Below are 22,784 nucleotides of genomic sequence, written 5' to 3'. Positions count from 1 at the left end.
CCTTTGTCGTGGTTCATCATGCTTACCCGCACGCGCTTCCTTCGCCCTCTGACTGAACGCAGCGCTTGCCGCGGCTGCGCATGGTCGTTATCTCTTCGCGGCACCGCATCGATGGCGCTGCTCGCGCTCGCCGTCGCCGGCTGCACCTTTACACCGCCGCCACGTGCGAGCGTCGCGACGCCGCCCGCTGCAATCAACAGCGCGACGCTGGATCAGTATCGCGAGGCCGTCGCGCAACGCATCGTCGAGCGCAATCCTTCGTATGTGCTGCGCGGCAAGCCGCAAGCGATGTTGCGCTCGCTCGTCGTCGTGTCGTTCACGGTCGACCGCAATGGACACGTTGTGCAGTCGGCGGTGTATCGCACGAACGGCGACGATGAAGCCGAAAGCACCGCGCTCGCCACCTTGCGGCGCGCGTCGCCGCTGCCGTTGCCGCCCGGCAAATTGTTGAACGGCCGCGGCCAGGTCGAACTGTTCGAAGATTGGCTTTTCAACGACGACGGCAAGTTCCAGTTGCGCGAACTCGCCTCGCCGCAAGCGCTGACCATCGACTGAGCGCAGCTTGGCCGATCGGCCAGCCGCCTTGCTGCGCGAGCGCCGCGCTCGCTATAATTTTCCGATTCCCTCGCTGGGGCCTCCCGGCATGGCACAGGGCGCCCGCTCATCCGCAGGCGTGCCTTGCAGCCAACCGTCGCGGCGCCGCGCCATCCGCGCGCGTCACGCAACCGCCTTTTGCTGCGTTGCGGCGTCATCGCCATGCACGCGAGAGAAGGCCGCATTCGCGCGCGAGCCCCACGGCCGACGTTGTATGCTGCGGGTTCGTCGCCCGTCAGCTTCATCGCCGACGCAAGTTCGATTCAAGTGCGCACGAACCTCAACAGAGATGCCGATTGATCGCGCCGCTACCAGGCGACGCAACGCTGCATCACGATACATGGAGACCCTGCATGTCCACATCGCCGATTTCCGCGGCCGGGCCCAACTCGGCCGGGCAGACCAACAGCGCGCAGATCATCTTCGCGAGCTTCATCGGCACCGCGATCGAGTTCTACGATTTCTATGTCTATGCGACCGCTGCGGCGCTCGTCATAGGCCCTGTGTTTTTCCCGCATGGCTCGGCAACGGCTCAGGCCCTGTCGGCGTTCGTCACGTTCGGCATTGCATTCGTCGCGCGGCCGATCGGCTCGTTCCTGTTCGGCCACTTTGGCGACCGCATCGGCCGTAAATCGACGCTCGTCGCTTCTTTGCTCGTGATGGGCGTGTCCACCACGCTGATCGGCTTCGTGCCGGGCTACGACTCGATCGGCAGTCTTGCGCCGATCCTCCTGTGCATCTTGCGTTTCGGCCAGGGCATTGGACTCGGCGGTGAATGGGGCGGCGCGGCGCTGCTCGCCACCGAAAACGCGCCTGCCGGCAAGCGCGGCTGGTTCGGCATGTTCCCGCAACTGGGGCCGTCGATAGGCTTTCTTGCGTCCAACGGCCTGTTCTTCGTGCTTGCGATGTCGTTGAGCGACGAGCAGTTCCGCAGTTGGGGCTGGCGCGTGCCGTTCCTCGTGAGCGCGGTGCTGGTCGCGCTTGGCCTTTACGTGCGCCTGAAGATTGCCGAGACGCCCGCCTTCCAGGCTGCTATCGAGCGGCAGGAGCGCGTGAAGGTGCCGATCGCGACGCTGCTGTCGCAGCATGGGCTGCCCACGTTGCTGGGCGCACTGGCGATGGTGGTCTGCTACACGCTGTTCTATAACGCGACTACTTTTTCGCTTTCGTATGGCGTGTCGGTGCTGCACATTCCGCGGCAGACCTTCCTCGGGCTGCTGTGCGTTGCCGTGGTGTTCATGGCGCTCGCCACGCCGCTGTCCGCATGGGCAAGCGACCGCTATGGGCGCAAGCCGGTGCTGATCGTCGGCATCGTGGCGGCTGTGCTGTCCGGCTTCACGATGGCACCGCTCCTCGGCAGCGGGCAAACGCCGCTCGTGCTGCTGTTCCTCGTCATCGAACTGTTCCTGATGGGCGTCACTTTCGCGCCGATGGGCGCGCTGCTGCCCGAGCTCTTTCCGACCAATGTGCGTTACACCGGCGCGGGCGTGTCGTACAACCTGGGCGGGATTCTCGGCGCATCGGTCGCGCCGTACATTGCGCAAATGCTGGCCGCGCGCGGCGGGTTGCCGTGGGTTGGCGCATATGTGTCGATTGCGGCAGCCGTCAGCATGATCGGCGTGCTGTGCATGCGCGAGACGCGCGACTCACGCATGATGTGACGAACTGCGTCGGCATGGCGCGGAGCATCGGCGGATTATCGCGGGCGTCCCTGCGTGGCGGAGATTTCGCTGAGTGAATCCTCTGCCTTGCGCGCCTTTTTGACTTGCCTATACTCGAAGTGAAATAACCACGTGGCAAGCAGGGAGGTCTGGATGAATATCCATCTTCACAATGCCGATGTCGTCATGATCATCGCGCTCGCGCTTCTGTGTTCGCTGCTGCTGGCGCTGCGCTTCCGTCCCGCCAGCTGGAAGGGCATCGTCGTCGAGGCGCTGGCGGCGAACGCGGCGGCCATCACTGCGGTCGTCGCGTTCGAAATGCTGGTCGCCTGACGCTCAGACAGTCCTCGCAGACCGGCGTTGCGACAGGCCGCCATCTCAACGGTAGTAATAGCCGTGATGGTGATAGTAGCCGCCACCGCCGTAGTAATAGCCAGGCGCCGGCGCGACGATACAGCCGCCCAGCATGGTGGCGAGCACGGTGCCGGCGATCAGTGTCAGGACCAAGCGTTTCATATTGTTCTCCGTGGAATCTGGTTCGTTCGAGAAATCCCGAATGACTAGATTGAACACGACGCGCGCTCGCCAGAACGTTGCGAGTTGTAAGGGAACTTCACGCGCGTGTTACACGTTCGCCTGATCTTGCGTGTCCCTGTCAGACCCACGGCGATACAGACTCACATCCGACGGAAACACCGCCTATACTGGCTTGAACACATCCGCTGGTGACGGGCCTTGCCGGTCTTGCGTTACGGCTTCGCAAAGAGGAACGCCGCACCGGAACGACGCAGTTTGCGCGCGGCATAGACACCCGCATTTGCGGCACAACCAGGCGCGGGCGGCGGCCATGAGCGGTCTGGCCACCAACGAAAAGCGACAGATTTAACAACCGTGTAATGGGCGCTTCGTGCGCCGCGGTCCGCAGATTTGCGCAGGAATTCACACCGTTTTCGCCCGACGTTCCCCGACGCGGGCGTTTCTCAGGGCGTCACGCGATAGGGCCGGTTGCAAGGGCACGCTGCGCGTCACGCCCTTTTCTTTCGAGCAAACGATTGCGAAACGCGCCGCGCTCAGGCAGCAGCGGAACCTTGCTGCGCAGCGGCGGCCTGCGGATTCCTGTGCACGTAGTCGATGGCGTCGAGCACGGCGCTGATGGGCGGCACCGAAAGGCCGTCGCCGACCGAGATCGAGCGGAACGGTGCTTCCACGCCGCAATGCGAGGGCGAAGTCGCCACGAAAACCATCACCGTGCGCTTTTGCAGTGCATGCGCGAGGTGGACAAAACCGGTGTCCGTGCCGACCACCAACGCGCACGCGTCGATCATTTGGGCGATCTCCGTCACGCTCATCTTCGGCAGGATCTTTGAGCCTGGCACCTGCGCGGCGATCTGCTCGGCTTCGGCGCGCTCGCCTTCCGAACCCCAAGGCAAGACCACGCGAAAGCCGCGTTGCGCGACTTCGCGGCCGACCACCGCCCAATGCGAGAGCGGCCATTTCTTGTCGTCTTTCGATGTCGCGTGAAAGAGCGCGGCGACAGGCACGCGCTCGCCTTCGAACGGCGGTCTTGCCGGCTTGGGCAATTGCAGGTCGTAGACGGCCGGGCCTTGCACCTCGTAGCCCAGGGCCTCGCCTGCGCTGATACGCATGCCGTGCCACGCATTGCATTGCGGACGCGGACCGAAGCGCCCCGTGTACGCAAAGGCAGCACCGCGCTCGCCGAGATCCTGTGACTGATAGCCGATACGCCGCGACGAGCGGGCGAGAAACGCGATGATCGCGCTTTTGTACACGCCGTGAATATCGATGATGTAATCGTAGCGGTACGCGCGCAACTCGGAGATGGACGCCGCGATCGCCTTCAGGTCGGCCCACCGGCGCGCTTTCTTGAAACGCCGCAGCGGCGCGAACAACACGCGGTCGATGCCTTTGCACCACTGCGCCACTTCGGCGAATGCTTCGTCTGCGGCCCAATCCACCTGAACGCCTGGAAACGCGCGTTTGATGTCGGCCACGACGGGCAGCGCTTGCACGATATCGCCGAGTGAGGTGACCTTGACGACAAGGACTCGCTTCATTGAGGGCCTTTGGTTGTTCAACGTCAGAATATTTTAGCCGACGAAAGGAATAGTCTTTGCTGAACCGGGCATTGCAGCGGCCCGCAAACAATACGGCGTCTTACATCGCGCGCCTTACAGTTTGCCTTTTTACGCTATTTCAGAACGCTTTCATACGGTTTTACGCTATCCGCGCGCTTTATACTTCAGGCTTTGCTCATCAGATACTCATGTCGCGAGCGCAACCTCTTCTTTCTTCCGCAATCGTCCGTCGCGCGAGACGCCTCTGGCGCCAATACGGCATTTTCTGGCTCGGCGCGATCGCGGTCGGGCTCATCGCGGTGCTCTATGCGCGGCTAATCGATTGGGGCTACGACGAATTCCGCGCGGTGCAGCGCGAGCACGTGTGGGCGCCGCTCATCATCACGCCCGCGGTGGCCGCGCTCGCCGTGTGGCTTACGCGTAGGTTCTTTCGCGGCGCCGAGGGCAGCGGCATCCCACAGGTGATTGCCACGCTTCACTCGAAACCCGGCGAATATGGCGCGCGGCTGCTGTCGTTCCGTATTCTGCTTGGCAAGATCGCTGTGTCTTTTCTGGCGATTCTCGGCGGCTTCACGATTGGCCGTGAAGGACCGACCGTGCAAGTGGGCGCGGCGCTGATGTTCAATCTGCGCAGGCTTTATCCGCGATCGAATGCGTTGATCGAGCGGCAACTCGTGCTCGCCGGTGCGGCGGCGGGGTTGTCGGCGGCATTCAACACGCCGCTCGCCGGTATCGTGTTCGCCATCGAGGAATTGACGCGCAGTTTCGAGGCACGTGCGAGCGGCGTGCTGATTACCGCCATCATCATTGCGGGTGTGATCGCGCTCGGGTTGAACGGCAACTACACGTACTTCGGCACCATTCAGATCGGCGCGCACTTTCCCAATCTGCTTGCGCTGGCGGTACTGCTTACGGCCATCATCACGGGCATTGCGGGCGGCGTGTTCGGCTGGCTGCTGTTGAACACCGCGCGCTGGATCCCCGCGCCGCTGCGTCAGTTGCACGGCGAGCGGCCTGTTGCGTTCGCGGCGCTGTGCGGCTTCGTGATCGCCGTCGTGGGCTTCGTTTCCGGCGGCACGACGTTCGGCAGCGGCTACGCGGAAGCGCGCGGCTTGCTCGACGGACACGAACAGCTGTCGGTGTTCTATCCGTTCCTCAAAATGATTTCGATGGTCGGCTCATACCTGCCCGGCATTCCGGGCGGCATTTTCGCGCCGTCGCTGTCGATCGGCGCGGGCTTCGGCAATCTGCTGCACATGGTATTCGGCTCCATGCAACTGCCGATGCTGATCGCGCTCGCGATGGTGGGCTATCTGGCGGCCGTCACGCAATCGCCGATCACGTCGTTTGTGATCGTGATGGAGATGATCAACGGTCACGCGCTCGTGATTTCGCTGATGGCCACCGCGCTCATTGCGAGCCGTGTGTCGCGCTTTTTTGCCCCGCCGCTTTACGAGGCGCTCTCTGAGCGCTACATAGCGCCGTTGCCCCATCCGGCGCCCGCTCCGGTGCCGGAAGTGCCCGAGGTGGATGCGCCCGAAGTCGACGCGCCAGAGCAGGTGGCGGAAGTGACCGCCGCCGACGGTTTCAACGAGCCGTCTGCTGACAGTTCTGCTGATACGTCCGCTCGCACTTCTGCCGATACGCCAACTGATACGCCAGCTGGCACGTCAGCCCAAGGCGACACGCCCGTATCTCGCCCGTAAGCCCCGCTCACCTGATGTTCGCTCGCGGCGCGCGCATCGACATGCACCGCGCCGGCAACAGCCGCGGATTCGTCAGGTCTGCGGAATCTCGATCTTGACCTCGAGCACTTCGAGGTCGTCCTGACGCTCGAGACTCACGCGGATATCGTCATCCGAGATCCGCACATATTTCGAAATCACGGCCACCAGTTCGCGTTGCAACGCAGGCAGATAATCGGCGGGAGCATGACCGCCGGCGCGCTCGTGCGCGATGATCAACTGCAGGCGTTCCTTCGCTACCGACGCGGATTTCTTCTTCTCGCCCAGCAAAAACGAAAGAATCGACATAACGTGCGCTCCCCTTACTTGGTGCCGAAGAGGCGCTGCAGCAGCCCGGGCTTCTGGTAATCGGTAAAGCGAAGCGATTTCTGCTCGCCGAGAAAACGCGATACGACGTCTTTATAGGCTTCGGCCACATCGGTGCCGTCCAGATGCACGGCCGGCAGACCCTGGTTGGACGCGTGCAGCACCGCTTCCGATTCCGGAATCACGCCGATCAGGTCGATGCGCAAAATCTCTTGGATGTCGGTTAGCGACAGCATCTCGCCTTCGCTCACGCGCTTCGGGTTGTAGCGCGTGATCAGCAGGTGTTCCTTGATCGGCTCTTTACTTTCGATAGCGCGCTTGGTCTTCGACGACAGAATGCCGAGAATGCGGTCCGAGTCGCGCACCGACGACACTTCCGGGTTCGTCACGATCAACGCTTCGTCCGCGAAGTGCATGGCGAGCAGCGCGCCCGATTCGATGCCCGCCGGCGAGTCGCACACGATATATTCGAAGTCCATCGCGATCAGATCGTTGATGACCTTTTCGACGCCTTCCATAGTGAGCGCGTCTTTGTCACGCGTCTGCGAGGCCGGCAGGATGAACAGGTTCTCGCACTTCTTGTCCTTGATCAGCGCCTGGTTCAGATTCGCTTCGCCCTGGATCACGTTGATCAGGTCGTACACCACGCGGCGCTCGCAGCCCATGATGAGATCGAGGTTGCGCAGGCCGACGTCGAAGTCGATCACGGCGGTCTTGCTGCCGCGCAATGCGAGGGCCGATGCAAAACTCGCGCTCGTGGTCGTCTTGCCCACGCCACCCTTTCCCGATGTCACCACAATGATTTTTGCCATTACCCTTACCTTGTGTTCGTCAAATTCGTCAATTATGTGCGGCCATATTTCGCCTGAAACGCCGCGTGCCGCAAAGGTTCGGCACAGCGGGTTTCACAGCGCTTATGTGAGCCGCAACGGTTCGATCATCAATTTTTCGTCTTCGAGCCAGATCTGCACCGGCTTGCCTGAGACGTCGGCAGGCAGCGGGTTCTCGGTCGTCCGATAGATGCCTGCGATCGAGATCAGTTCCGGTTCGAGACATGTGCAGAAAATGCGCGCGTCGTGATTGCCTTGCACGCCGGCCAGCGCCCGGCCGCGCAACGGCGCATAAATATGGATATTGCCTTCCGCGATGACCTCCGCGCCGTAGCTCACGAGCCCGAGCACGACAAGATCGCCCTTTGCGTAGATGCGCTGGCCCGAGCGCAGCGGCTTTTCGACCACCATCGTTTGCGAAGAGGTGGCGAGGCGCACCGGTTCGGCAGCAAGCGCAGGCTCCGCCGATACGGCAGCGGGATTGCCCGTCGCTGTGTTTGCGCCGGAGTTTGCGGCTTCGGCGGTTTGCGCTACCGGCGCATTCGCGGCATCTTCGTCAGCCGATTTCGCCGACGCGCCGCGACGGTCGCGCGCTTCGAGAAGCGGCAACGCCGACTCCGCGGCCCACGACTGCTGCGCATCGGCGACGACGCCTAGCGGACGCATGCGCACGCTCTCGAGCAACTGCGCGATCTCGGCGAGCGGCACGCGTTCGTTGCCAGCGAGCCGGCGCACGTCGATCGCGACGACGTCGTTAGCGAAAAATTCGGGGGTCGCCTCGAAGCGCCGGGTCAGCTCGGCGCGCATGGCATCGAGGTCGGTTGTCTTGACCACAAACAGGAGCGTGTCGACGGAACCGCTGCGGAGTTCGAAAAAGGGCGATTTCTTGGGCGACATAACGTTGGGCAAAAATTTTGCGTATTTTACAGGCGTCCGCGCGCGCGGCGAGATTTTTTGCCCGATGACGAGCCGCTGATATCCACACGCTGCAGCGCACAAACGATCGGGCCGCGCCGCGCATGAACGAGCGAGGCGGGAAGCTGTTGAGATGCGGATGGGGAATGCGAAACGGGCGGCAGACTGTTGCGCCGCTCGATAGATCACTGATCAAGTGCGGGCGACGTGGACGGCACGTGGCGAACCAGCAGGCTTTCGACCTGCTCGGGCGCACGCGCGACGCGCCGATGTTCGCCGGTCGGGCCGAAACCAAGCGCTTCGTAAAAGCGCATTGCGTTGCGATTCGAGTCGGCGACCCACGCGTAGATTTCCGTGGCACCCTCGTTGGCCAGCCAACCGCTGGCCGTATCGACCAGCAATTCCCCGCCGCGCAGATGCCGCACCGCAGGCGCCACCCACAATTCGCACACGAACGCGCGGCGCTCCGGGGCTTCTTCGAAATGCGCCTCGACCAGTCCGGCCGGATGACCCTCGGTATAAAGGATGAAAGTGCTGATGCTCAGAGAAACGGCGTGCTCCGCGGCGACGGCGTCAAAACTGGCGGCATCCGCGGACAATGCGTCTTCTAGCGTTGCGCCGAACGCATAAGGCGCCTCGCGCAACGACGCGGTACGGAGTTCGCGAAAAACGGCGCCCTGATCAGCGGCGATACGGCGAACGGTCAGTGACGGACTCATGCAGACGAAAACCCCTTGAAACCTTAAGGCGTAGCTTTAACCGAACCGGCGCGCGAGTCAAATCATTCTTTGCCGGGCGATCTTATCGCGTGAGCCGGTTCACGCAAAGCGCGCATGGAAACCGGAGCATTTCGCGCCCGGCACGGGGCGCGTCGACGTTATGCGAAGCCCGCCCACCTCACGGTGCTGCGTAGCTGCCGGTGCCGTCCGGCCAGGGCGTAAGGAGTTCGTAGCCGTCGTCGGTGACGGCGATCATGTGTTCCCACTGCGCCGATAGGGAGCGGTCTTTCGTGACCACCGTCCAGCCGTCGCGCAGGACTGTCGTGCCGGCGCGGCCCGCGTTGATCATCGGCTCGATGGTGAAGACCATGCCGGGCTTCAGACGCACGCCCTGCCCCGGCTGGCCGTAATGCAGAACCTGCGGGTCTTCGTGATACACCTTGCCGATGCCGTGACCGCAATAGTCGCGCACGATCGAGAAGCCGTCGCGCTGCGCTACCTTCTGAATCGCATGGCCGATATCGCCAAGCGTGGCGCCCGGTTTGACTTCGCGAATGCCGGAGAGCATTGCTTCATACGTTGTATCGATCAGCTGGCGCGCCACCGTGCTCGGCTGGCCGACGCAATACATGCGGCTCGTGTCGCCGAAGTAGCCGTCTTTAATGATCGCCACGTCGATGTTGATGATGTCGCCGTCTTTGAGGACTTCGCTGCGGTTCGGGATGCCGTGGCACACCACCTGGTTGACCGAGGTGCATACCGTCTTCGGAAAACCCAGATAGCCGACGTTGGCCGGAATCGACTTTTGTGTGTTGACGATGTAGTCGTTGCACAGTGCGTCCAGCTCGTCGGTGGAGACACCGGCCTTCACGTGCTCGCCGATCATGGCCAGCACGTCGGCCGCGAGGCGGCCTGAAATACGCAGCTTGGCGATGTCGTCGGGAGTCTTGTAGGTAATGGCCATGAATTCGGTCGATGGGTTCGAAGGTAGATCGATGTTCAATCGAACGGAACGGCCAATTGTACAGAGGATCGGCGGGGGTCCGGGTAAAGCGGGGATGGCGGTTTGCGAGTCAGCCGTGGGGCGCGGTTATTCCGGGCGCGCAGCAATAACTTAGCATCGCTTACGAATGCTGGATGTCGCGTTTAACGTCGGAACGACAGGGAACTTGCCACGCAGAAACGAAAACAGGCCCCGAAGGGCCGCGAACAGGAATCCGCCAGCGTCGCCGCTGCGACACTGACTTTCGAGAAGGCAGCGCAAGATCTGCTCCTGATATTGACTGCGGAGTGTAGCGGCGAAGTGCGTGGCGCGGTATGGGATGAATTCGACCTCGAAGCAGGCACCTGGACCATTCCCGCTGCACGGATACAAGCGCAGGAAACGCACGGCTTGGCGCTGCCGATACCAGCGCTACAACTCGTCAGGACGCTAAAGGAACAGAAGCTACACGAGACGCTCGTCTTTCCGTCGCCGCGCGGGAAGGTCCTCAGTGACACGGTGCTCACGTCATTTCTACGTCGCGTGAATGCCAAAAGCGATACGCCAGGGCGCGTGTCAACCGCGCATGGCTTTAGAATTAGAAGCCCGTTTTCGGGATTGGGCCAGCCAAAATGGCTACGCGCGCGACCTTGCCGAGCGTGCACTCTCGCATACTGTGTCGAACAGGGTTGAAGCGGCTTATCACCGCACCGACTTACTGGAACAACGGCGACCGCTTACGAAGGCGTGGGCAAGCCAGTCTGCCCGGTAGCATAAGAGTTGCGCGCGGCCACGCGTCAGCAGTCGCCCGCGCTATTTCCTCGCGGCGGCCCTATGCTTGACGAGAAAGGCCGCGCAGTGGTGTCCTTCCGGGAGGGCTTGAGATACACGCTCTTTACTGTCCAGGTACTTTTCCGGCTCGATAGTGTCGTACCGTGACATAACAGAGAAAGAGCATCGCGCCGACGAATAGCGTAGCTATAGTCCAATAGAAGAGCAAGGCAAGTGTTGCCATATCTTCAGGGTTTCCTTGATATTCGGCCCCGGTGACGGATAGGCAGAACCGAATAAATGTCTCCACGAGAATCGGCATATTCAACGGCAGCACCGCAATGACATACGTTAGCTGCCATCCTCCGATAGCTGACGCCATGACCCAAGCAATATATCGCAGCAACCCTTTCACAAATGACATTTTCACTTTACCTCGACAGTTCCATAGGCTCTCAATGTTGTGCCTGGCACTGGCAAGGACTGTCCCCGCGACCGGATATACTTTTGAAGACGGTGGAACTGGGAAGGGGCCACGACCGTAATGCAGCCGTGACTCAATCCCATTGGGCCTTTGGGGTGCAACCTGAAATTACCGCGCTTGATCTTATTGATGTTGGTCGTATCGCCCGATGCTGGATTCCAAAGCATGAACCAAGTGCGTCTGTCGGTTGAACCGTACCCATGCGCATCCCACCAATCGTACAGGAAGCCTAGGTAGCCCCCAGACTGGCGATCAACAAGTTAGTACGTCCCTTTCGGAAGCGGTCCAACGTTTTCAGCCTTGCCCGCGCCGCCGCCGGAACCAGAGAGCATGGTCGATTGCTGTGAGACTTTCCAGCGCCAGCCGATTACATCAATTTCGTTAAGGTGTTGAGCGTCCTGAGACTCGCCGACAATGCCGTTAATCTTGATAAAAATGTCCTGCGCCATTCGGAACTCCGGGGGCGAAAAGCCATGTAAACCAGCCCGCTGTGGGGCCAGTTTGGGTCAGTACGGTTGGCGGCTCTGAGATACGCCACTGCGTTTTTCAGGATGACCAGCGGTGTCGGACGTTAATATCGGACAAGTCCGAAAGCCCGAGCAATTTTGCAAACAGAAATGTCCATCGCTCGATGCACTAAAGTATTTCGTCTGCCCGCTTTTCGACAAAATATTCAACGTGCATAGATTCAGGGGCGCGTAGTATCCTGTGTTGCCGCTAACAAAAAAGCCGACCACAACGGTCGGCTTCAACATCATTCCGTCATCGCCAGCGCGCAGTTACATATTGCGATCTATTACCTCTCGTACCTCGCTAAGGGCATTCTCGGTCAGGTGTCATCAATTGAGTTCGGGTGGAAGCCAGCGATTAACGCTACCGGCTGCTCGACGGTCAGCGGATCAACGAGACTCCATAGTCGGTTGATTTCTTTGAACGAATGCGTATCCATCGGTCCCACCAGGATGGTGACGATTTGGCACGTATCGCGCCACCGTCTCGGTACAGTAGTAGCGGGCGGAACGAAAAGACACAACAAGGCACGCTTGTTTTGCCCAATGATGGGTTATTTGATGGGCCGAAAAACGAAAAAACCCGTAAGTCGTTGGACTTACGGGTTTTTAGATGTGCTTTGGCGGAAAGGGTGAGATTCGAACTCACGGTACCCCTAAAGGTACACCGGATTTCGAGTCCGGCGCATTCGACCACTCTGCCACCTTTCCGTGTTTTCCGACTTGCCGCAATGAGGCGGTTTTGTCAGATTCAAGCGGGTCGTTGCTTGAGAGAGAAAGATTATAGAACAGCTGATTTGGATTTCCAAGTCCCTTTGTCGAAAAATTTCGAAGAGACCTGGCAATCCGATCACGCCGTGGCATCAGCCCAAACCAGTCAGCCCGCCGGCAGTTCCAGCCGTTCGACGCCGCCCATATAGGGCCGCAGGGCCGCCGGCACCGTCACCGAACCATCGGCGTTCTGAAAGTTCTCCAGCACAGCCACGAGCGTACGGCCCACCGCAAGGCCCGAGCCGTTCAGCGTATGCACGAGTTCCGGCTTGCCTTGCGCATTCCGGTAGCGCGCCTGCATCCGGCGAGCCTGGAACGACTCCGTATTCGAACAGCTCGAAATTTCGCGATAGGTGTTCTGCGCCGGCAACCACACTTCGAGGTCGTAAGTCTTTGTCGCCGAGAAGCCCATGTCGCCCGTGCACAGCGTGATCACGCGATACGGCAACTCGAGCTTTTGCAGAATCGCCTCGGCGTGGCCGACCATCTGTTCCAACGCGTCATACGAAGTTTCCGGTGCGACGATCTGCACCATCTCGACCTTGTCGAACTGATGCTGACGGATCATGCCGCGCGTGTCGCGCCCGTATGAGCCCGCTTCCGAGCGGAAGCACGGCGAATGCGCGGTCAGCTTGATCGGCAACGCACTCGCTTCGATGATGCTGTCGCGCACTGTGTTCGTCAGCGAAATTTCCGACGTGGAAATCAGATATTGCGTGACCGTGTTTTCGCCACCGCCCTTCTCGACGCGGAACATATCGTCCGCGAACTTCGGCAATTGGCCGGTGCCGTACAGAATCTCCGGATTCACGATATACGGCGTGTAAATCTCCGTATAACCATGCTGCTGCGTATGCGTGTCGATCATGAACTGCGCAAGCGCGCGATGCAGCCGCGCAATCTGCCCGCGCAGCATCGTGAAGCGTGCGCCCGAGAGCTTCGCGCCGGTCTCGAAATCGAGCCCGAGCGGCGCGCCTACATCCACGTGATCCTTCACTTCGAAATCGAACTGACGCGGCGTGCCCCAGCGGCGCACCTCGACGTTGTCCGCCTCGTCGCGTCCTGCGGGGACGCTCTCATGCGGAAGATTCGGCACGCCGAGCAGAAGATCCGACAGACGCTTCTGAATGTCGTCCAGCTTCGCCGCCGACGCCTTCATCTCGTCGCCGATGCCGCCAACTTCCGCCATCACGGCCGACGTGTCCTCGCCCCGCCCTTTCATCGCGCCGATCTGCTTCGACAGGCTGTTGCGGCGAGCCTGCATTTCTTCGGTACGGGTCTGGGTGTCGCGGCGTTCCGCTTCGAGCGCGGTGAAGGCCGCCACGTCGAGGGTATAGCCGCGGTCGGCGAGGCGTTTCGCGACGCCTTCGAGGTCTTTGCGCAGCAACTGGATGTCGAGCATGGGATGGGGCAGGTATTCGTTGTATGAAGATGGGATTTTAGCGCACCGGCGCCGCCGGGCCTCAACCCTTCTTCGGCTTGTTCTCGCTGCGCCATTGCGCGTCGAGCTCTGCAAGACGCGCCATCTTGTCGCCGATCTTGCCTTCGAGGCCGCGCGGCGTCGGCGTGTACCAATGCGGATCGCGCATGTTCTCGGGCAGATACGTCTCGCCGGCTGCGTAGGCATCCGGTTCGTCGTGCGCGTAGCGGTACTCGTGGCCGTAGCCGAGCTCCTTCATGAGCTTGGTCGGCGCGTTTCGCAGATGCACCGGCACGCCGCGCGACTTGTCCTTGCTCACGAAGCGGCGCGCTTCGTTATACGCGTTGTAGCCGGCATTCGACTTCGGCGCGACCGCCAGATAGATGATCGCCTGCGCAAGCGCGAGCTCGCCCTCGGGCGTGCCGAGTCGCTCGTAAGTCTCGGCGGCGTCGAGCGCAATGCGTGCGGCACGCGGATCGGCGAGACCGATGTCCTCCCACGCCATCCGGACGATGCGGCGCGCCAGATAGCGCGGGTCCGCGCCGCCGTCGAGCATGCGGCAGAACCAGTAGAGCGCGCCGTCCGGACTGCTGCCGCGCACCGATTTATGCAGCGCGCTGATCTGGTCATAGAACGCGTCGCCGCCCTTGTCGAAGCGGCGCAGATTCTCGGCGAGCGCGCTGCCCAGCAACGCACCGTCGATCTCCGTGGTCTTCTGCTGTGAAGCCGCGCGCGCGACGATTTCAAGGTTGTTCAGCAGCTTGCGGCCGTCGCCGTCGGCGGAACCGATCAGCGCGTCGCGGGCTTCGTCGGTAAACGTCAGGCCGCCGAGCTCCTGTTGCGCGCGCTCGAGCAGTTCGCCCAACTCTTCCTCGGTGAGACTTTTGAGCACGTACACGGCCGCACGCGACAGCAACGCGCTATTTACCTCGAACGACGGATTCTCGGTCGTCGCGCCGATGAACACGAAGAGCCCCGACTCCACATGCGGCAAGAACGCGTCTTGCTGACTTTTATTGAAGCGATGCACCTCGTCGACGAATACGAGCGTCTGATGCCCGTTCGCGCGATGAATCTGCGCGGTCTCGACCGCCTCGCGAATGTCCTTCACGCCCGAAAGGACCGCCGACAACGCGATGAACTCCGCGTGAAACGCGTCGGCCATGAGCCGCGCGAGCGTGGTCTTGCCGACGCCGGGCGGCCCCCAGAGGATCATCGAATGCGCTTCGCCGGATTCGAACGCGACCCGCAGCGGCTTGTTCGGGCCGAGCAAGTGCTTCTGGCCGATGACTTCGTCGATATTGCGGGGCCGCAGGCGTTCGGCGAGCGGGACATTGGCACGGGGTTCTTCGAACATGGCGTTTTTGGGGATAATCTCGGCTTTTCCGGACGCGGTCCGCGCGATGGTCCGTGTGAAGATCGGCCTGAAGGCGGCGTGCTGCCGGACGAGCGCAAAGCCTGCACGAGAAAGGCGCGGGCAACGTCCTGCATTATGACAGTGACGGCGCATGAGCGAGCGCGGCGCATCTTGGACGGGGCGCGATCTCGCCGACAAGAGGACCAAAGCCGCGATAGCGCAGCAATAACGCAGCAGCACGAGCACCGACAACCGCAGTAACGCAAGCAGCCGGTAACAGCAACACACACGACTTACGGACACTCACCCGATGGCACAAGATCCACTCGCCGGCGACGCCGGTTCCACCTACGCACCGCTCACACCGGTGCCCGACGCGCGCCGCGCATTCCGTACCGGCGACGCCTTCGCGCTCTGGTTCTCGCTCGGCATCGGCCTGCTGGTCGCGCAAGCCGGCGCGCTGCTGGTGCCGGGGCTCTCGCTGCCGCATGCATTGCTGGCCATCGTGATTGGCAGCGTCATCGGCGTGGTTCTGCTGGCGCTGGCAGGCGTGATCGGCACGGACACCGGGCTCGCCGCGATGTCCTCGCTGCGTCCGACGCTCGGCGTGCGCGGCGCGTCGGTGCCCGCGGTGCTGAACGCCGTGCAACTGGTCGGCTGGGGTTCGTTCGAAGTGATCGTGATGCGCGATTCCGCCGACGCCCTCGCGAAGCAAGCCTTCGGCCTCTCGATGCCGCTGATCTGGACCGTCATCTTCGGCCTGCTGGCGACGCTGCTCGCAATCAGCGGGCCGCTCTCGTTCGTGCGGCGCTTTCTGCGCACATGGGGCATCTGGCTGCTGCTCGCGGGCGCGGCATGGCTCACGTGGAGTCTGCTCGCGCAACACGACCTTAGCGCGATGATGCGCCGCCCCGGCACAGGCGAGATGCCGTTCGGCGGCGCCATCGACCTCGTGGTGGCAATGCCGCTTTCCTGGCTGCCGTTGATCGCGGATTACACGCGCTTTGGCCGCCGCGCCGGCGACACGTTTCGCGGCACACTGCTCGGCTACGGCATTGCGAACATCTGGTTCTATGCGTTGGGCGCGGTCTACGGGCTCGCCGCGGGCGGCGGCGACGCGCTGCTGACAAGCGCGCTCGCGCAAGCCGGTGGCGGGCTCGCGTTGCTGCTCGTCCTGATCGACGAAGTGGACAACGCATTCGCCGACATTCATTCGGCAGCGGTTTCGACCGGCACGTTCTGGGCGCGCGGCAGCGTGCCGATGCTGTCGGCCGCATTCGGCGCGCTGTGCACGTTGATCGCGTTGCTTATACCGATGGCGAAGTATCAGAACTTCCTTCTGTTGATCGGCTCCGTGTTCGCGCCGCTTTTCGGCGTGGTGCTGGTCGATCACTTCATCGTGCGCAAGCGCCGTATCGAAGCCGCCGTGCTCGGCGACGTGCGCGGCCGCTACGGCTTCTCGGGCGGCTGGCACCTGAGCGCGTTTATCGCGTGGGTGATCGGCATTGCCGCTTATCAGGCGATTAACCAATGGCTGCCGAATCTCGGCGCAACGTTGCCTGCGCTCGTGATCGGCGCGGTGTGTTATCTGGCGTTCGTGTCGACGCGTAAAACCGCTTATGCGTGAACCTGTAAATCCGCCGTGGTGAAGAAAAGGCCTGCATTTGCAGGCCTTTTCGTTGCGATGCGCGGCGTCGCACGGCGCATCGGATGGCATGGCGACAGAACTCAGCGAGCAGCCATCCGATATTCGACGCCCGGCAGCACGCACAACAACTCGAACGCGAGATTCGCGGCAAGCAGCGCCGTCGTGCCGAACGGATCGTACGGCGGCGCAACCTCCACCAGATCCCAGCCGACGATGTTCAAGCCGCGCGCGCCACGAATGATCTCGAGCGCCTGCGGCACAGTCAGCCCGGCGATTTCCGGCGTGCCGGTGCCGGGCGCAAACGCCGGGTCGATACCGTCGATATCAAATGTGATGTAGACCGGGCCATCGCCCATACGCTCGCGCACGCGCGCCATCAACGGCGTCAGCGACTGGTTCCAGCAGGCCTCGGCCTGCACCACTTCGAAGCCCTGGTCGCGGCACCAGTCGAAATCTTCCGCCGCGTAGCCGGTGCCGCGCAAACCGATTTGCACGACGCGCTCGCAATCGAGCAGCCCTTCTTCCACCGCGCGACGAAACGGCGTGCCGTGCGCGATTTTCTCGCCCATCATCGTGTCGTTGACGTCCGCGTGCGCGTCGACGTGGATCAGGCCGACCTTGCCGTGCTTGCGATGAATCGCGCGCAGAATCGGCAGCGCGATCGTGTGATCGCCGCCGAGCGTGACCGGTTTGCAATCGTGCTGGAGTATTTCGTCGTAAGCGGTTTCGATGCGCGCGATCGAATCGTGCAGGTTGTACGGATTGATCGCGACATCGCCGAGATCCGCGACTCGCAGGGAATCGAAGGGCGCCGCGCGCGTCGCCATGTTGTAGGGGCGCAGCAGCACCGATTCGCTGCGGATCTGGCGCGGCCCGAAGCGCGCGCCGGTGCGGTTGGACGTACCGAGATCGAACGGCACGCCGACGAAACACGCGTCGAATCCGTCGGCCGAGCCGACGTTCGGCAGCCGCATCATCGTCGCAATGCCGCCGCAGCGCGGCATCGCATTGCCGGACAGCGGCTGCGGCCGTTCGCCGGCTTCGGGAGAAATGAAAGAGGAAGTATTCATCGTGGCTCGGCCATGAAAGAAAACGCAGCGGATGGGGAATCTGCAAACCGGCTGAAGACGAACGTTCGAAAGGCAATCTGAACGCCCGGACGCCGGGTGAATCCGCATTCTTGAGCACTTATCGCCAACTTAAAATAGCCGCGCAATAACCTTTACATCGATCCTCAGCGATGTATTCTGACGCATGTTCTCCCAACTCACCGACCTCGATCTGCGGCTCATCCGCGTGTTTCTCGCGATTGTCGACGCGGGCGGCGTCTCGCCGGCGCAAGTCACGCTCAACGTGGGCCAGTCGACCATCAGCACACAACTCGCCACACTCGAAACGCGCCTCGGTTATCGGCTATGCGAACGCGGCCGCGGCGGCTTTCGTCTGAGCGCGCGCGGCGAACAGTTCGTCGATGCCGCTCGCGCGCTGCTCGATGCGGTCGACAGCTTCGGCATGCAGGCGCGCAACGTCGGCCGCAAGCTCGTGGGCACGCTCGACATCGGGATGATCGGGCACACGCCGGTATCGGCAAGCGCGCGTATCAGCGACGCGATCGGCCGATTTCGTTCGCGTGATCAGTCGGTGAGATTTTCGATTCTGGTGCGCTCGCCCGGCGAGCTCGAAGAGCTGCTGCTCAACGGCCGGATTCAGGTCGGCATCGGCTATTTCTGGCATCGCGTGCCGTCGCTCGAATACACCGAAGTGTTCGCTGAGGATCAGTTTGCGTATTGTGCGAAGGGGCATGCGCTGTTTGCGTCAGCCGGTAAGCTGTCGCCCGAGCAAGCCGCGGCGCACGAATGGGCGTGGCGCAGCTACCCGTTGCCTGAAGCCGAAAGTTCGACAAGCCCGCGCAACGTCACCGCGGTCGCCGACAACATGGAAGCGGTCGCCATGCTCGTGCTGTCCGGGCACCACCTCGGCTATCTGCCGGGACACTTCGCGGCGCCGTTCGTCGAGCAAGGGCTGCTCTCGGCGTTGAATCCCGCGCTGATGCGCTATCGCGTCGCGTTTCATATGGTCACGCGGACACGGCAACATCGAACGGATATCGTGGAAGCGTTCATCGACGATATGAAGGCCGCGCACGCGCTGGAAGTGAACGCGTAGCGTGCTTATCGGTCGTCTGTCGGGTGCTGTCGGGTGCTGTCGGGTGCTGTCGGGTGCTGTCGGGTGCTATCGGCGGCTCTGTCGGCAGCGCTAACGGCACCTCTGTCGGCGCTCCTCTCGGCGCTGCGTCTGCACTGTAACGGCGATAAAAAAAGCCGCGCGTCCAGCGCGGCTTCTTGCCAACATTAACCCACGGCAGCGGACTAGCCGTTAATCACGTCAGCGCCTTTCGGCACGGTGAACTTGAACGCGTCGGCGGGCAGCGGCGGATTTTTCTGGATGTTCGAGAACGTCAACAACGTCACGTTGCCGAACACGTCGTGCAGTTCCATTGCTTGCAGATTGCCGTCCTTGAAGCCGATGCCCACGCGCTGGAACTGCGTGTCTTTCGCTTTCGGCGTGAGTTCGAGCCAGTCGATGCCGGCCTTCACACCCGCATCGCGCAACGTGAAGTTCTTGTCCAGGTCGTTGCTGCCGAACAGGATCGCCGCCGGGCTCGCGCCAAGCGCGCCGCCGAGGCTTCGCACCGTCACTTGGTTCAGATCCTTGTCGTACACGTAGAGCTTGTCGCCGTCTGCCTGCAACAATTGCGCGTAGGGTTTTTCGTATTGCCAGATGAACTTGCCGGGACGCGCGAACGTGAAGGTTCCGCTCGACGTGCCGTTCTTGCCGCCGCCCGTGGTGGACAGCACGCCGCTTGCGCCGCTTGCCGCTTGCGCCTTGCTGGGCGCACGCACTTCCTGCTGCACGAAAGTGCCGCGAGCCGAATGAACTTGCGCGACGAACGCCTTTAGTTGCTCGGTGCCGCTCGCAAAAGCCTGCGAAGCGACGAGCATCGACGCGCCGATCGCCACCGTGCCGACGCTACGCGCGATTGCCCGGGCGAATCGGCCCACGCTACTGTATTGAGCATGCTGCTGCACGAATAGCTGCATATGGTTTTTCTCCCTTGATTTGAATTCGTTGAGCGACCGCGATGTTGGCGGCGCATCGACATAAGCGTGTTTGCCGGTGGCGGTGAACACAGTGCGAGGCTGCTGCGCGAGGCTCCCGGCCAACGCGTGAGGCCTGGATCTTTGCGGCCTGCATTGCTACGCTTATCGCAGAGCTTAGGCAGGCTGTCTTAAACGGGCCTTAGAACCAGCCTTAGAACCAGCCGCGACGGACCTTCGAAGCGGACCTTCGAAGCGAGCCTTCAAAGCAGACGGTAGATCAGGCCGCAGAAGCCACCGTTGCAAGCAAGCACTAAAGGTCAACCCCGGAAGTCAGCGAGGCAAGCGGCACAGAAACACTGGCCACTTGCCTCACGCCATAACGGCTACTCCGCCTCGCGCGCCGGCGCCAGAATCTCGCGATTGCCGTTCGACGACATCGCCGAGACCACACCGGAATTTTCCATTTGTTCGAGCAGACGCGCCGCGCGGTTGTAGCCGATGCGCAAATGCCGTTGCACCAGCGAGATCGACGCGCGCTTGTTTTTCAACACCACGTCCACCGCCTGATCGTAGAGCGGGTCCGACTCGCCATCGCCCGATCCGCCTCCAGCGCCCGCCGAGCCTTCGTCGCCCTCGCCCGTCACGCCGCCTTCCAGGATGCCCTCGATATAGTTCGGCTCCCCCTGCTCCTTCAGCTTGTCGACAACGCGATGCACTTCCTCGTCCGACACGAACGCGCCGTGCACGCGCACCGGCAAGCCGCTGCCCGGCGGCAGGTAGAGCATGTCGCCCATGCCGAGCAGCGATTCCGCGCCCTGCTGGTCGAGAATCGTGCGCGAGTCGATTTTGGACGACACCTGGAACGCCATCCGCGTCGGCACGTTGGCCTTGATGAGCCCGGTGATCACGTCGACCGACGGACGCTGCGTGGCGAGAATCAGGTGGATGCCCGCCGCGCGCGCCTTCTGCGCGATCCGCGCGATCAGTTCCTCGACCTTCTTGCCGACCACCATCATCAGGTCCGCAAGTTCGTCGATCACGATCACGATGTTGGGTAGGCGCGTGAGCGGTTCCGGCTCGTCGGGCGTGAGGCTGAACGGGTTCGGCAGCTTTTCTTCGCGCTTGGCCGCTTCGTCGATCTTGTTGTTGTAGCCGGCGAGATTACGCACGCCGAGCTTGCTCATCAGCTTGTAGCGGCGCTCCATTTCGGCGACCGCCCAATTGAGCGCGTGACCGGCCTGACGCATATCCGTCACGACCGGACACAGCAGATGCGGAATGCCTTCGTACACGCTCATTTCGAGCATCTTCGGATCGATCAGGATCATGCGGACCTGATCCGCGCTCGCCTTATAGAGCAGCGACAGAATCATCGCGTTGATGCCGACCGACTTGCCCGAACCGGTCGTGCCCGCGACCAGCAGGTGAGGCATTTTCGCGAGGTCCGCGCATACCGGCTTGCCGCCGATATCCTTGCCGAGCCCCATAGTGAGCGGCGACGCGGCATCCGCATACACCGCCGAGCCGAGAATCTCAGAGAGGCTCACGGTCTGACGGCGCTGATTCGGCAATTCGAGCGCCATGAAATTCTTGCCCGGAATCGTTTCGACAACGCGGATCGACACGAGCGACAGCGAACGCGCGAGGTCTTTCGCCAGATTCACGATCTGGCTGCCCTTCACGCCGGTGGCCGGCTCGATCTCGTAGCGCGTGACGACCGGCCCTGGATACGCGGCGACCACGCTCACTTCGACGCCGAAATCCTTGAGCTTTTTCTCGATCAGACGCGAGGTGAATTCGAGCGTATCGGCCGAGATGGTTTCCTGCGCGGCGGGCGCCGGATCGAGCAGCGAGATAGGCGGCAACGTGGAATCGCCCGGCAGATCGGTAAAGAGCGGCACTTGCCGTTCTTTTTCGACGCGCTCCGACTTGGCCGGCGTAACAACCGGCGGCACGATCACGACGGGCTCGTGTTCCTCGATCCGCACGCGGCCCTTTTCGACCTTGCCTTCGCGCTTCACCGCGGCGGCTTCGCCCAGTTTGCGATCGCGCCCGGCTTCGCGGCGCAGCTTCGCGAAGGTCACTGCCGAAATGATCGACTCGCCGACCTTCTCCGACACCGACAGCCACGAAAAGCGGAAATACAGCGACAAGCCAATGCCGAGCACGATCAGCAGCGCCAGCGTGCCGCCCGTGAAACCAAGCGCATGCGACACGCCGCGCGCGACCGCCTCCCCGATCACGCCGCCCGGCGCGCGCGGCAACTGCACCTTGAGCGACCACATGCGCAACGCTTCGATGCCGTCGCAGGCGAGCAGCACGAGCATGAATGCAAAGGCGTCCGCAAGCCAGCTGACGTCGCGCGGCGCGTCTTCCTGCAATTCTTCGTGACGGGTGATGCGCTTGTAGTTCGCGGAGATATGGCGACCGAGCAGCACGATCCACCAGTACGCGGACAGGCCAAACAGCAGTAGCAGAATGTCCGACGTCCACGCGCCCACGCGGCCGGCCCAGTTTGCAATGTGGTCGACCTGCGCGGCGTGCGTCCAACTCGGATCGCGCCGGCTGTAGCTGACGAGCGCCATCAGCAGGAAAACGCCGAGCGCGACCTGCAGAATCCAACGGATTTCGGTGAAGAGGCGCGACATGCGGTGCGGCAATGCCTGCGCGCTCGCGGAATAAGGAGCTTTTGCCATTGATCCTGTTGCTTGTGTGGCCGATCCGGTGCGCCGAGCCGCGGGCCGTGCGTCGGCCGGCGCGGCTGCGGGCGCTGCACCGGCGACCCGAAACTTCGATCCGGCCTATTGTAAACGCAGTGCCCCGCGTGAGGCTGTAAATGACGGTAACCTGGCCGATTGACGACACTCGCTCACCA

Annotated in this window: 18 protein-coding genes, 1 tRNA gene and 1 pseudogene; 6 read left to right on the top strand and 14 right to left on the bottom strand. The window is 62.2% G+C overall.

Annotation, left to right across the window (positions count from 1 at the left end; genetic code table 11):
- Positions 1-18 precede the first annotated feature (18 nt).
- The 3 genes from F759_RS0110140 (at position 19) to F759_RS0110125 (ending at position 2,588) form a co-directional block, all read left to right on the top strand.
- Positions 19-555, top strand: a complete 537-nt coding sequence (locus F759_RS0110140) for an energy transducer TonB family protein (protein ID WP_027799754.1) — start codon at positions 19-21, stop codon at positions 553-555.
- A 392-nt stretch (positions 556-947) separates the two neighbouring features.
- Complete coding sequence (locus F759_RS0110130; RefSeq protein ID WP_027799752.1) at positions 948-2,255, top strand: MFS transporter; 1,308 nt, start codon at positions 948-950, stop codon at positions 2,253-2,255.
- A gap of 153 nt (positions 2,256-2,408) precedes the next feature.
- Positions 2,409-2,588 carry a hypothetical protein gene (locus F759_RS0110125; protein ID WP_027799751.1) on the top strand — a complete coding sequence of 60 codons (180 nt, stop codon included), beginning with the start codon at positions 2,409-2,411 and terminating at the stop codon, positions 2,586-2,588.
- 45 nt (positions 2,589-2,633) lie between these two features.
- Here the strand turns inward: F759_RS0110125 and F759_RS43270 are convergent, their stop codons facing one another.
- Complete coding sequence (locus tag F759_RS43270; RefSeq protein ID WP_167334016.1) at positions 2,634-2,771, bottom strand: hypothetical protein; 138 nt, start codon at positions 2,769-2,771, stop codon at positions 2,634-2,636.
- A gap of 554 nt (positions 2,772-3,325) precedes the next feature.
- Positions 3,326-4,330 (bottom strand): lipopolysaccharide heptosyltransferase I, encoded by a 1,005-nt coding sequence (gene waaC / locus F759_RS0110115; protein ID WP_027799750.1) that lies wholly within the window; start codon positions 4,328-4,330, stop codon positions 3,326-3,328.
- Positions 4,331-4,539: 209 nt separating this feature from the next.
- Here waaC and F759_RS0110110 point away from each other — a divergent pair, with 209 nt between their 5' ends.
- The gene (locus F759_RS0110110; protein WP_027799749.1) at positions 4,540-6,057 is read left to right on the top strand and encodes a chloride channel protein; all 1,518 of its coding nucleotides are present in this window, start codon (positions 4,540-4,542) and stop codon (positions 6,055-6,057) included.
- Positions 6,058-6,129: 72 nt separating this feature from the next.
- Here F759_RS0110110 and minE read toward each other — a convergent pair whose 3' ends face one another.
- From minE to F759_RS0110060, 9 genes and pseudogenes are all read right to left on the bottom strand, one after another.
- The gene (minE, locus tag F759_RS0110105; RefSeq protein WP_006048489.1) at positions 6,130-6,384 is read right to left on the bottom strand and encodes a cell division topological specificity factor MinE; all 255 of its coding nucleotides are present in this window, start codon (positions 6,382-6,384) and stop codon (positions 6,130-6,132) included.
- A 14-nt stretch (positions 6,385-6,398) separates the two neighbouring features.
- The gene (gene minD, locus F759_RS0110100) at positions 6,399-7,214 is read right to left on the bottom strand and encodes a septum site-determining protein MinD (protein ID WP_027799748.1); all 816 of its coding nucleotides are present in this window, start codon (positions 7,212-7,214) and stop codon (positions 6,399-6,401) included.
- Between the two features lie 102 nt (positions 7,215-7,316).
- Complete coding sequence (gene minC, locus F759_RS0110095) at positions 7,317-8,129, bottom strand: septum site-determining protein MinC (protein WP_027799747.1); 813 nt, start codon at positions 8,127-8,129, stop codon at positions 7,317-7,319.
- A 203-nt stretch (positions 8,130-8,332) separates the two neighbouring features.
- Complete coding sequence (locus tag F759_RS0110090) at positions 8,333-8,866, bottom strand: GNAT family N-acetyltransferase (RefSeq protein ID WP_027799746.1); 534 nt, start codon at positions 8,864-8,866, stop codon at positions 8,333-8,335.
- A gap of 178 nt (positions 8,867-9,044) precedes the next feature.
- The gene (gene map / locus F759_RS0110085) at positions 9,045-9,830 is read right to left on the bottom strand and encodes a type I methionyl aminopeptidase (RefSeq protein ID WP_027799745.1); all 786 of its coding nucleotides are present in this window, start codon (positions 9,828-9,830) and stop codon (positions 9,045-9,047) included.
- Positions 9,831-11,045: 1,215 nt separating this feature from the next.
- Positions 11,046-11,552 (bottom strand): annotated as a pseudogene (locus tag F759_RS44015) (tlde1 domain-containing protein).
- A 681-nt stretch (positions 11,553-12,233) separates the two neighbouring features.
- Positions 12,234-12,323, bottom strand: a tRNA-Ser gene (locus F759_RS0110070).
- A gap of 166 nt (positions 12,324-12,489) precedes the next feature.
- Positions 12,490-13,785 carry a serine--tRNA ligase gene (serS, locus tag F759_RS0110065; RefSeq protein WP_027799742.1) on the bottom strand — a complete coding sequence of 432 codons (1,296 nt, stop codon included), beginning with the start codon at positions 13,783-13,785 and terminating at the stop codon, positions 12,490-12,492.
- Between the two features lie 61 nt (positions 13,786-13,846).
- Positions 13,847-15,160: a replication-associated recombination protein A gene (locus F759_RS0110060; protein ID WP_027799741.1), complete on the bottom strand. Its 1,314-nt coding sequence runs from the start codon at positions 15,158-15,160 to the stop codon at positions 13,847-13,849.
- 310 nt (positions 15,161-15,470) lie between these two features.
- Between F759_RS0110060 and cytX the strand changes: the two genes are divergently transcribed.
- Positions 15,471-16,787 (top strand): putative hydroxymethylpyrimidine transporter CytX, encoded by a 1,317-nt coding sequence (gene cytX / locus F759_RS0110055; RefSeq protein ID WP_027799740.1) that lies wholly within the window; start codon positions 15,471-15,473, stop codon positions 16,785-16,787.
- A 101-nt stretch (positions 16,788-16,888) separates the two neighbouring features.
- Here cytX and speB read toward each other — a convergent pair whose 3' ends face one another.
- Complete coding sequence (speB, locus tag F759_RS0110050) at positions 16,889-17,878, bottom strand: agmatinase (RefSeq protein ID WP_027799739.1); 990 nt, start codon at positions 17,876-17,878, stop codon at positions 16,889-16,891.
- A gap of 184 nt (positions 17,879-18,062) precedes the next feature.
- Here speB and F759_RS0110045 point away from each other — a divergent pair, with 184 nt between their 5' ends.
- A complete protein-coding gene (locus tag F759_RS0110045; RefSeq protein ID WP_027799738.1) occupies positions 18,063-18,974 on the top strand; it encodes a LysR family transcriptional regulator in 912 nt (303 codons plus the stop codon).
- 203 nt (positions 18,975-19,177) lie between these two features.
- Here the strand turns inward: F759_RS0110045 and lolA are convergent, their stop codons facing one another.
- On the bottom strand, positions 19,178-19,909 hold the full coding sequence (gene lolA / locus F759_RS0110040; protein ID WP_027799737.1) for an outer membrane lipoprotein chaperone LolA: 732 nt from the start codon (positions 19,907-19,909) through the stop codon (positions 19,178-19,180).
- A 383-nt stretch (positions 19,910-20,292) separates the two neighbouring features.
- Complete coding sequence (locus tag F759_RS0110035; protein ID WP_027799736.1) at positions 20,293-22,605, bottom strand: DNA translocase FtsK; 2,313 nt, start codon at positions 22,603-22,605, stop codon at positions 20,293-20,295.
- Positions 22,606-22,784: the final 179 nt, after the last annotated feature.

Origin of the sequence: Paraburkholderia dilworthii (assembly GCF_000472525.1) — a bacterium.
Taxonomy (GTDB): domain Bacteria; phylum Pseudomonadota; class Gammaproteobacteria; order Burkholderiales; family Burkholderiaceae; genus Paraburkholderia; species Paraburkholderia dilworthii.
Note: the sequence above shows the minus strand (reverse complement) of the source record. Positions and strands in the feature narration are given on the sequence as shown.

Bases quoted from the DNA above. Each gene is read 5' to 3' on its own strand.
- F759_RS0110140 (WP_027799754.1), top strand. From the start codon at position 19: ATGCTTACCCGCACGCGCTTCCTTCGCCCTCTGACTGAACGCAGCGCT.
- F759_RS0110130 (WP_027799752.1), top strand. From the start codon at position 948: ATGTCCACATCGCCGATTTCCGCGGCCGGGCCCAACTCGGCCGGGCAG.
- F759_RS0110125 (WP_027799751.1), top strand. From the start codon at position 2,409: ATGAATATCCATCTTCACAATGCCGATGTCGTCATGATCATCGCGCTC.
- F759_RS43270 (WP_167334016.1), bottom strand. From the start codon at position 2,771: ATGAAACGCTTGGTCCTGACACTGATCGCCGGCACCGTGCTCGCCACC.
- waaC (WP_027799750.1), bottom strand. From the start codon at position 4,330: ATGAAGCGAGTCCTTGTCGTCAAGGTCACCTCACTCGGCGATATCGTG.
- F759_RS0110110 (WP_027799749.1), top strand. From the start codon at position 4,540: ATGTCGCGAGCGCAACCTCTTCTTTCTTCCGCAATCGTCCGTCGCGCG.
- minE (WP_006048489.1), bottom strand. From the start codon at position 6,384: ATGTCGATTCTTTCGTTTTTGCTGGGCGAGAAGAAGAAATCCGCGTCG.
- minD (WP_027799748.1), bottom strand. From the start codon at position 7,214: ATGGCAAAAATCATTGTGGTGACATCGGGAAAGGGTGGCGTGGGCAAG.
- minC (WP_027799747.1), bottom strand. From the start codon at position 8,129: ATGTCGCCCAAGAAATCGCCCTTTTTCGAACTCCGCAGCGGTTCCGTC.
- F759_RS0110090 (WP_027799746.1), bottom strand. From the start codon at position 8,866: ATGAGTCCGTCACTGACCGTTCGCCGTATCGCCGCTGATCAGGGCGCC.
- map (WP_027799745.1), bottom strand. From the start codon at position 9,830: ATGGCCATTACCTACAAGACTCCCGACGACATCGCCAAGCTGCGTATT.
- serS (WP_027799742.1), bottom strand. From the start codon at position 13,785: ATGCTCGACATCCAGTTGCTGCGCAAAGACCTCGAAGGCGTCGCGAAA.
- F759_RS0110060 (WP_027799741.1), bottom strand. From the start codon at position 15,160: ATGTTCGAAGAACCCCGTGCCAATGTCCCGCTCGCCGAACGCCTGCGG.
- cytX (WP_027799740.1), top strand. From the start codon at position 15,471: ATGGCACAAGATCCACTCGCCGGCGACGCCGGTTCCACCTACGCACCG.
- speB (WP_027799739.1), bottom strand. From the start codon at position 17,878: ATGAATACTTCCTCTTTCATTTCTCCCGAAGCCGGCGAACGGCCGCAG.
- F759_RS0110045 (WP_027799738.1), top strand. From the start codon at position 18,063: ATGTTCTCCCAACTCACCGACCTCGATCTGCGGCTCATCCGCGTGTTT.
- lolA (WP_027799737.1), bottom strand. From the start codon at position 19,909: ATGCAGCTATTCGTGCAGCAGCATGCTCAATACAGTAGCGTGGGCCGA.
- F759_RS0110035 (WP_027799736.1), bottom strand. From the start codon at position 22,605: ATGGCAAAAGCTCCTTATTCCGCGAGCGCGCAGGCATTGCCGCACCGC.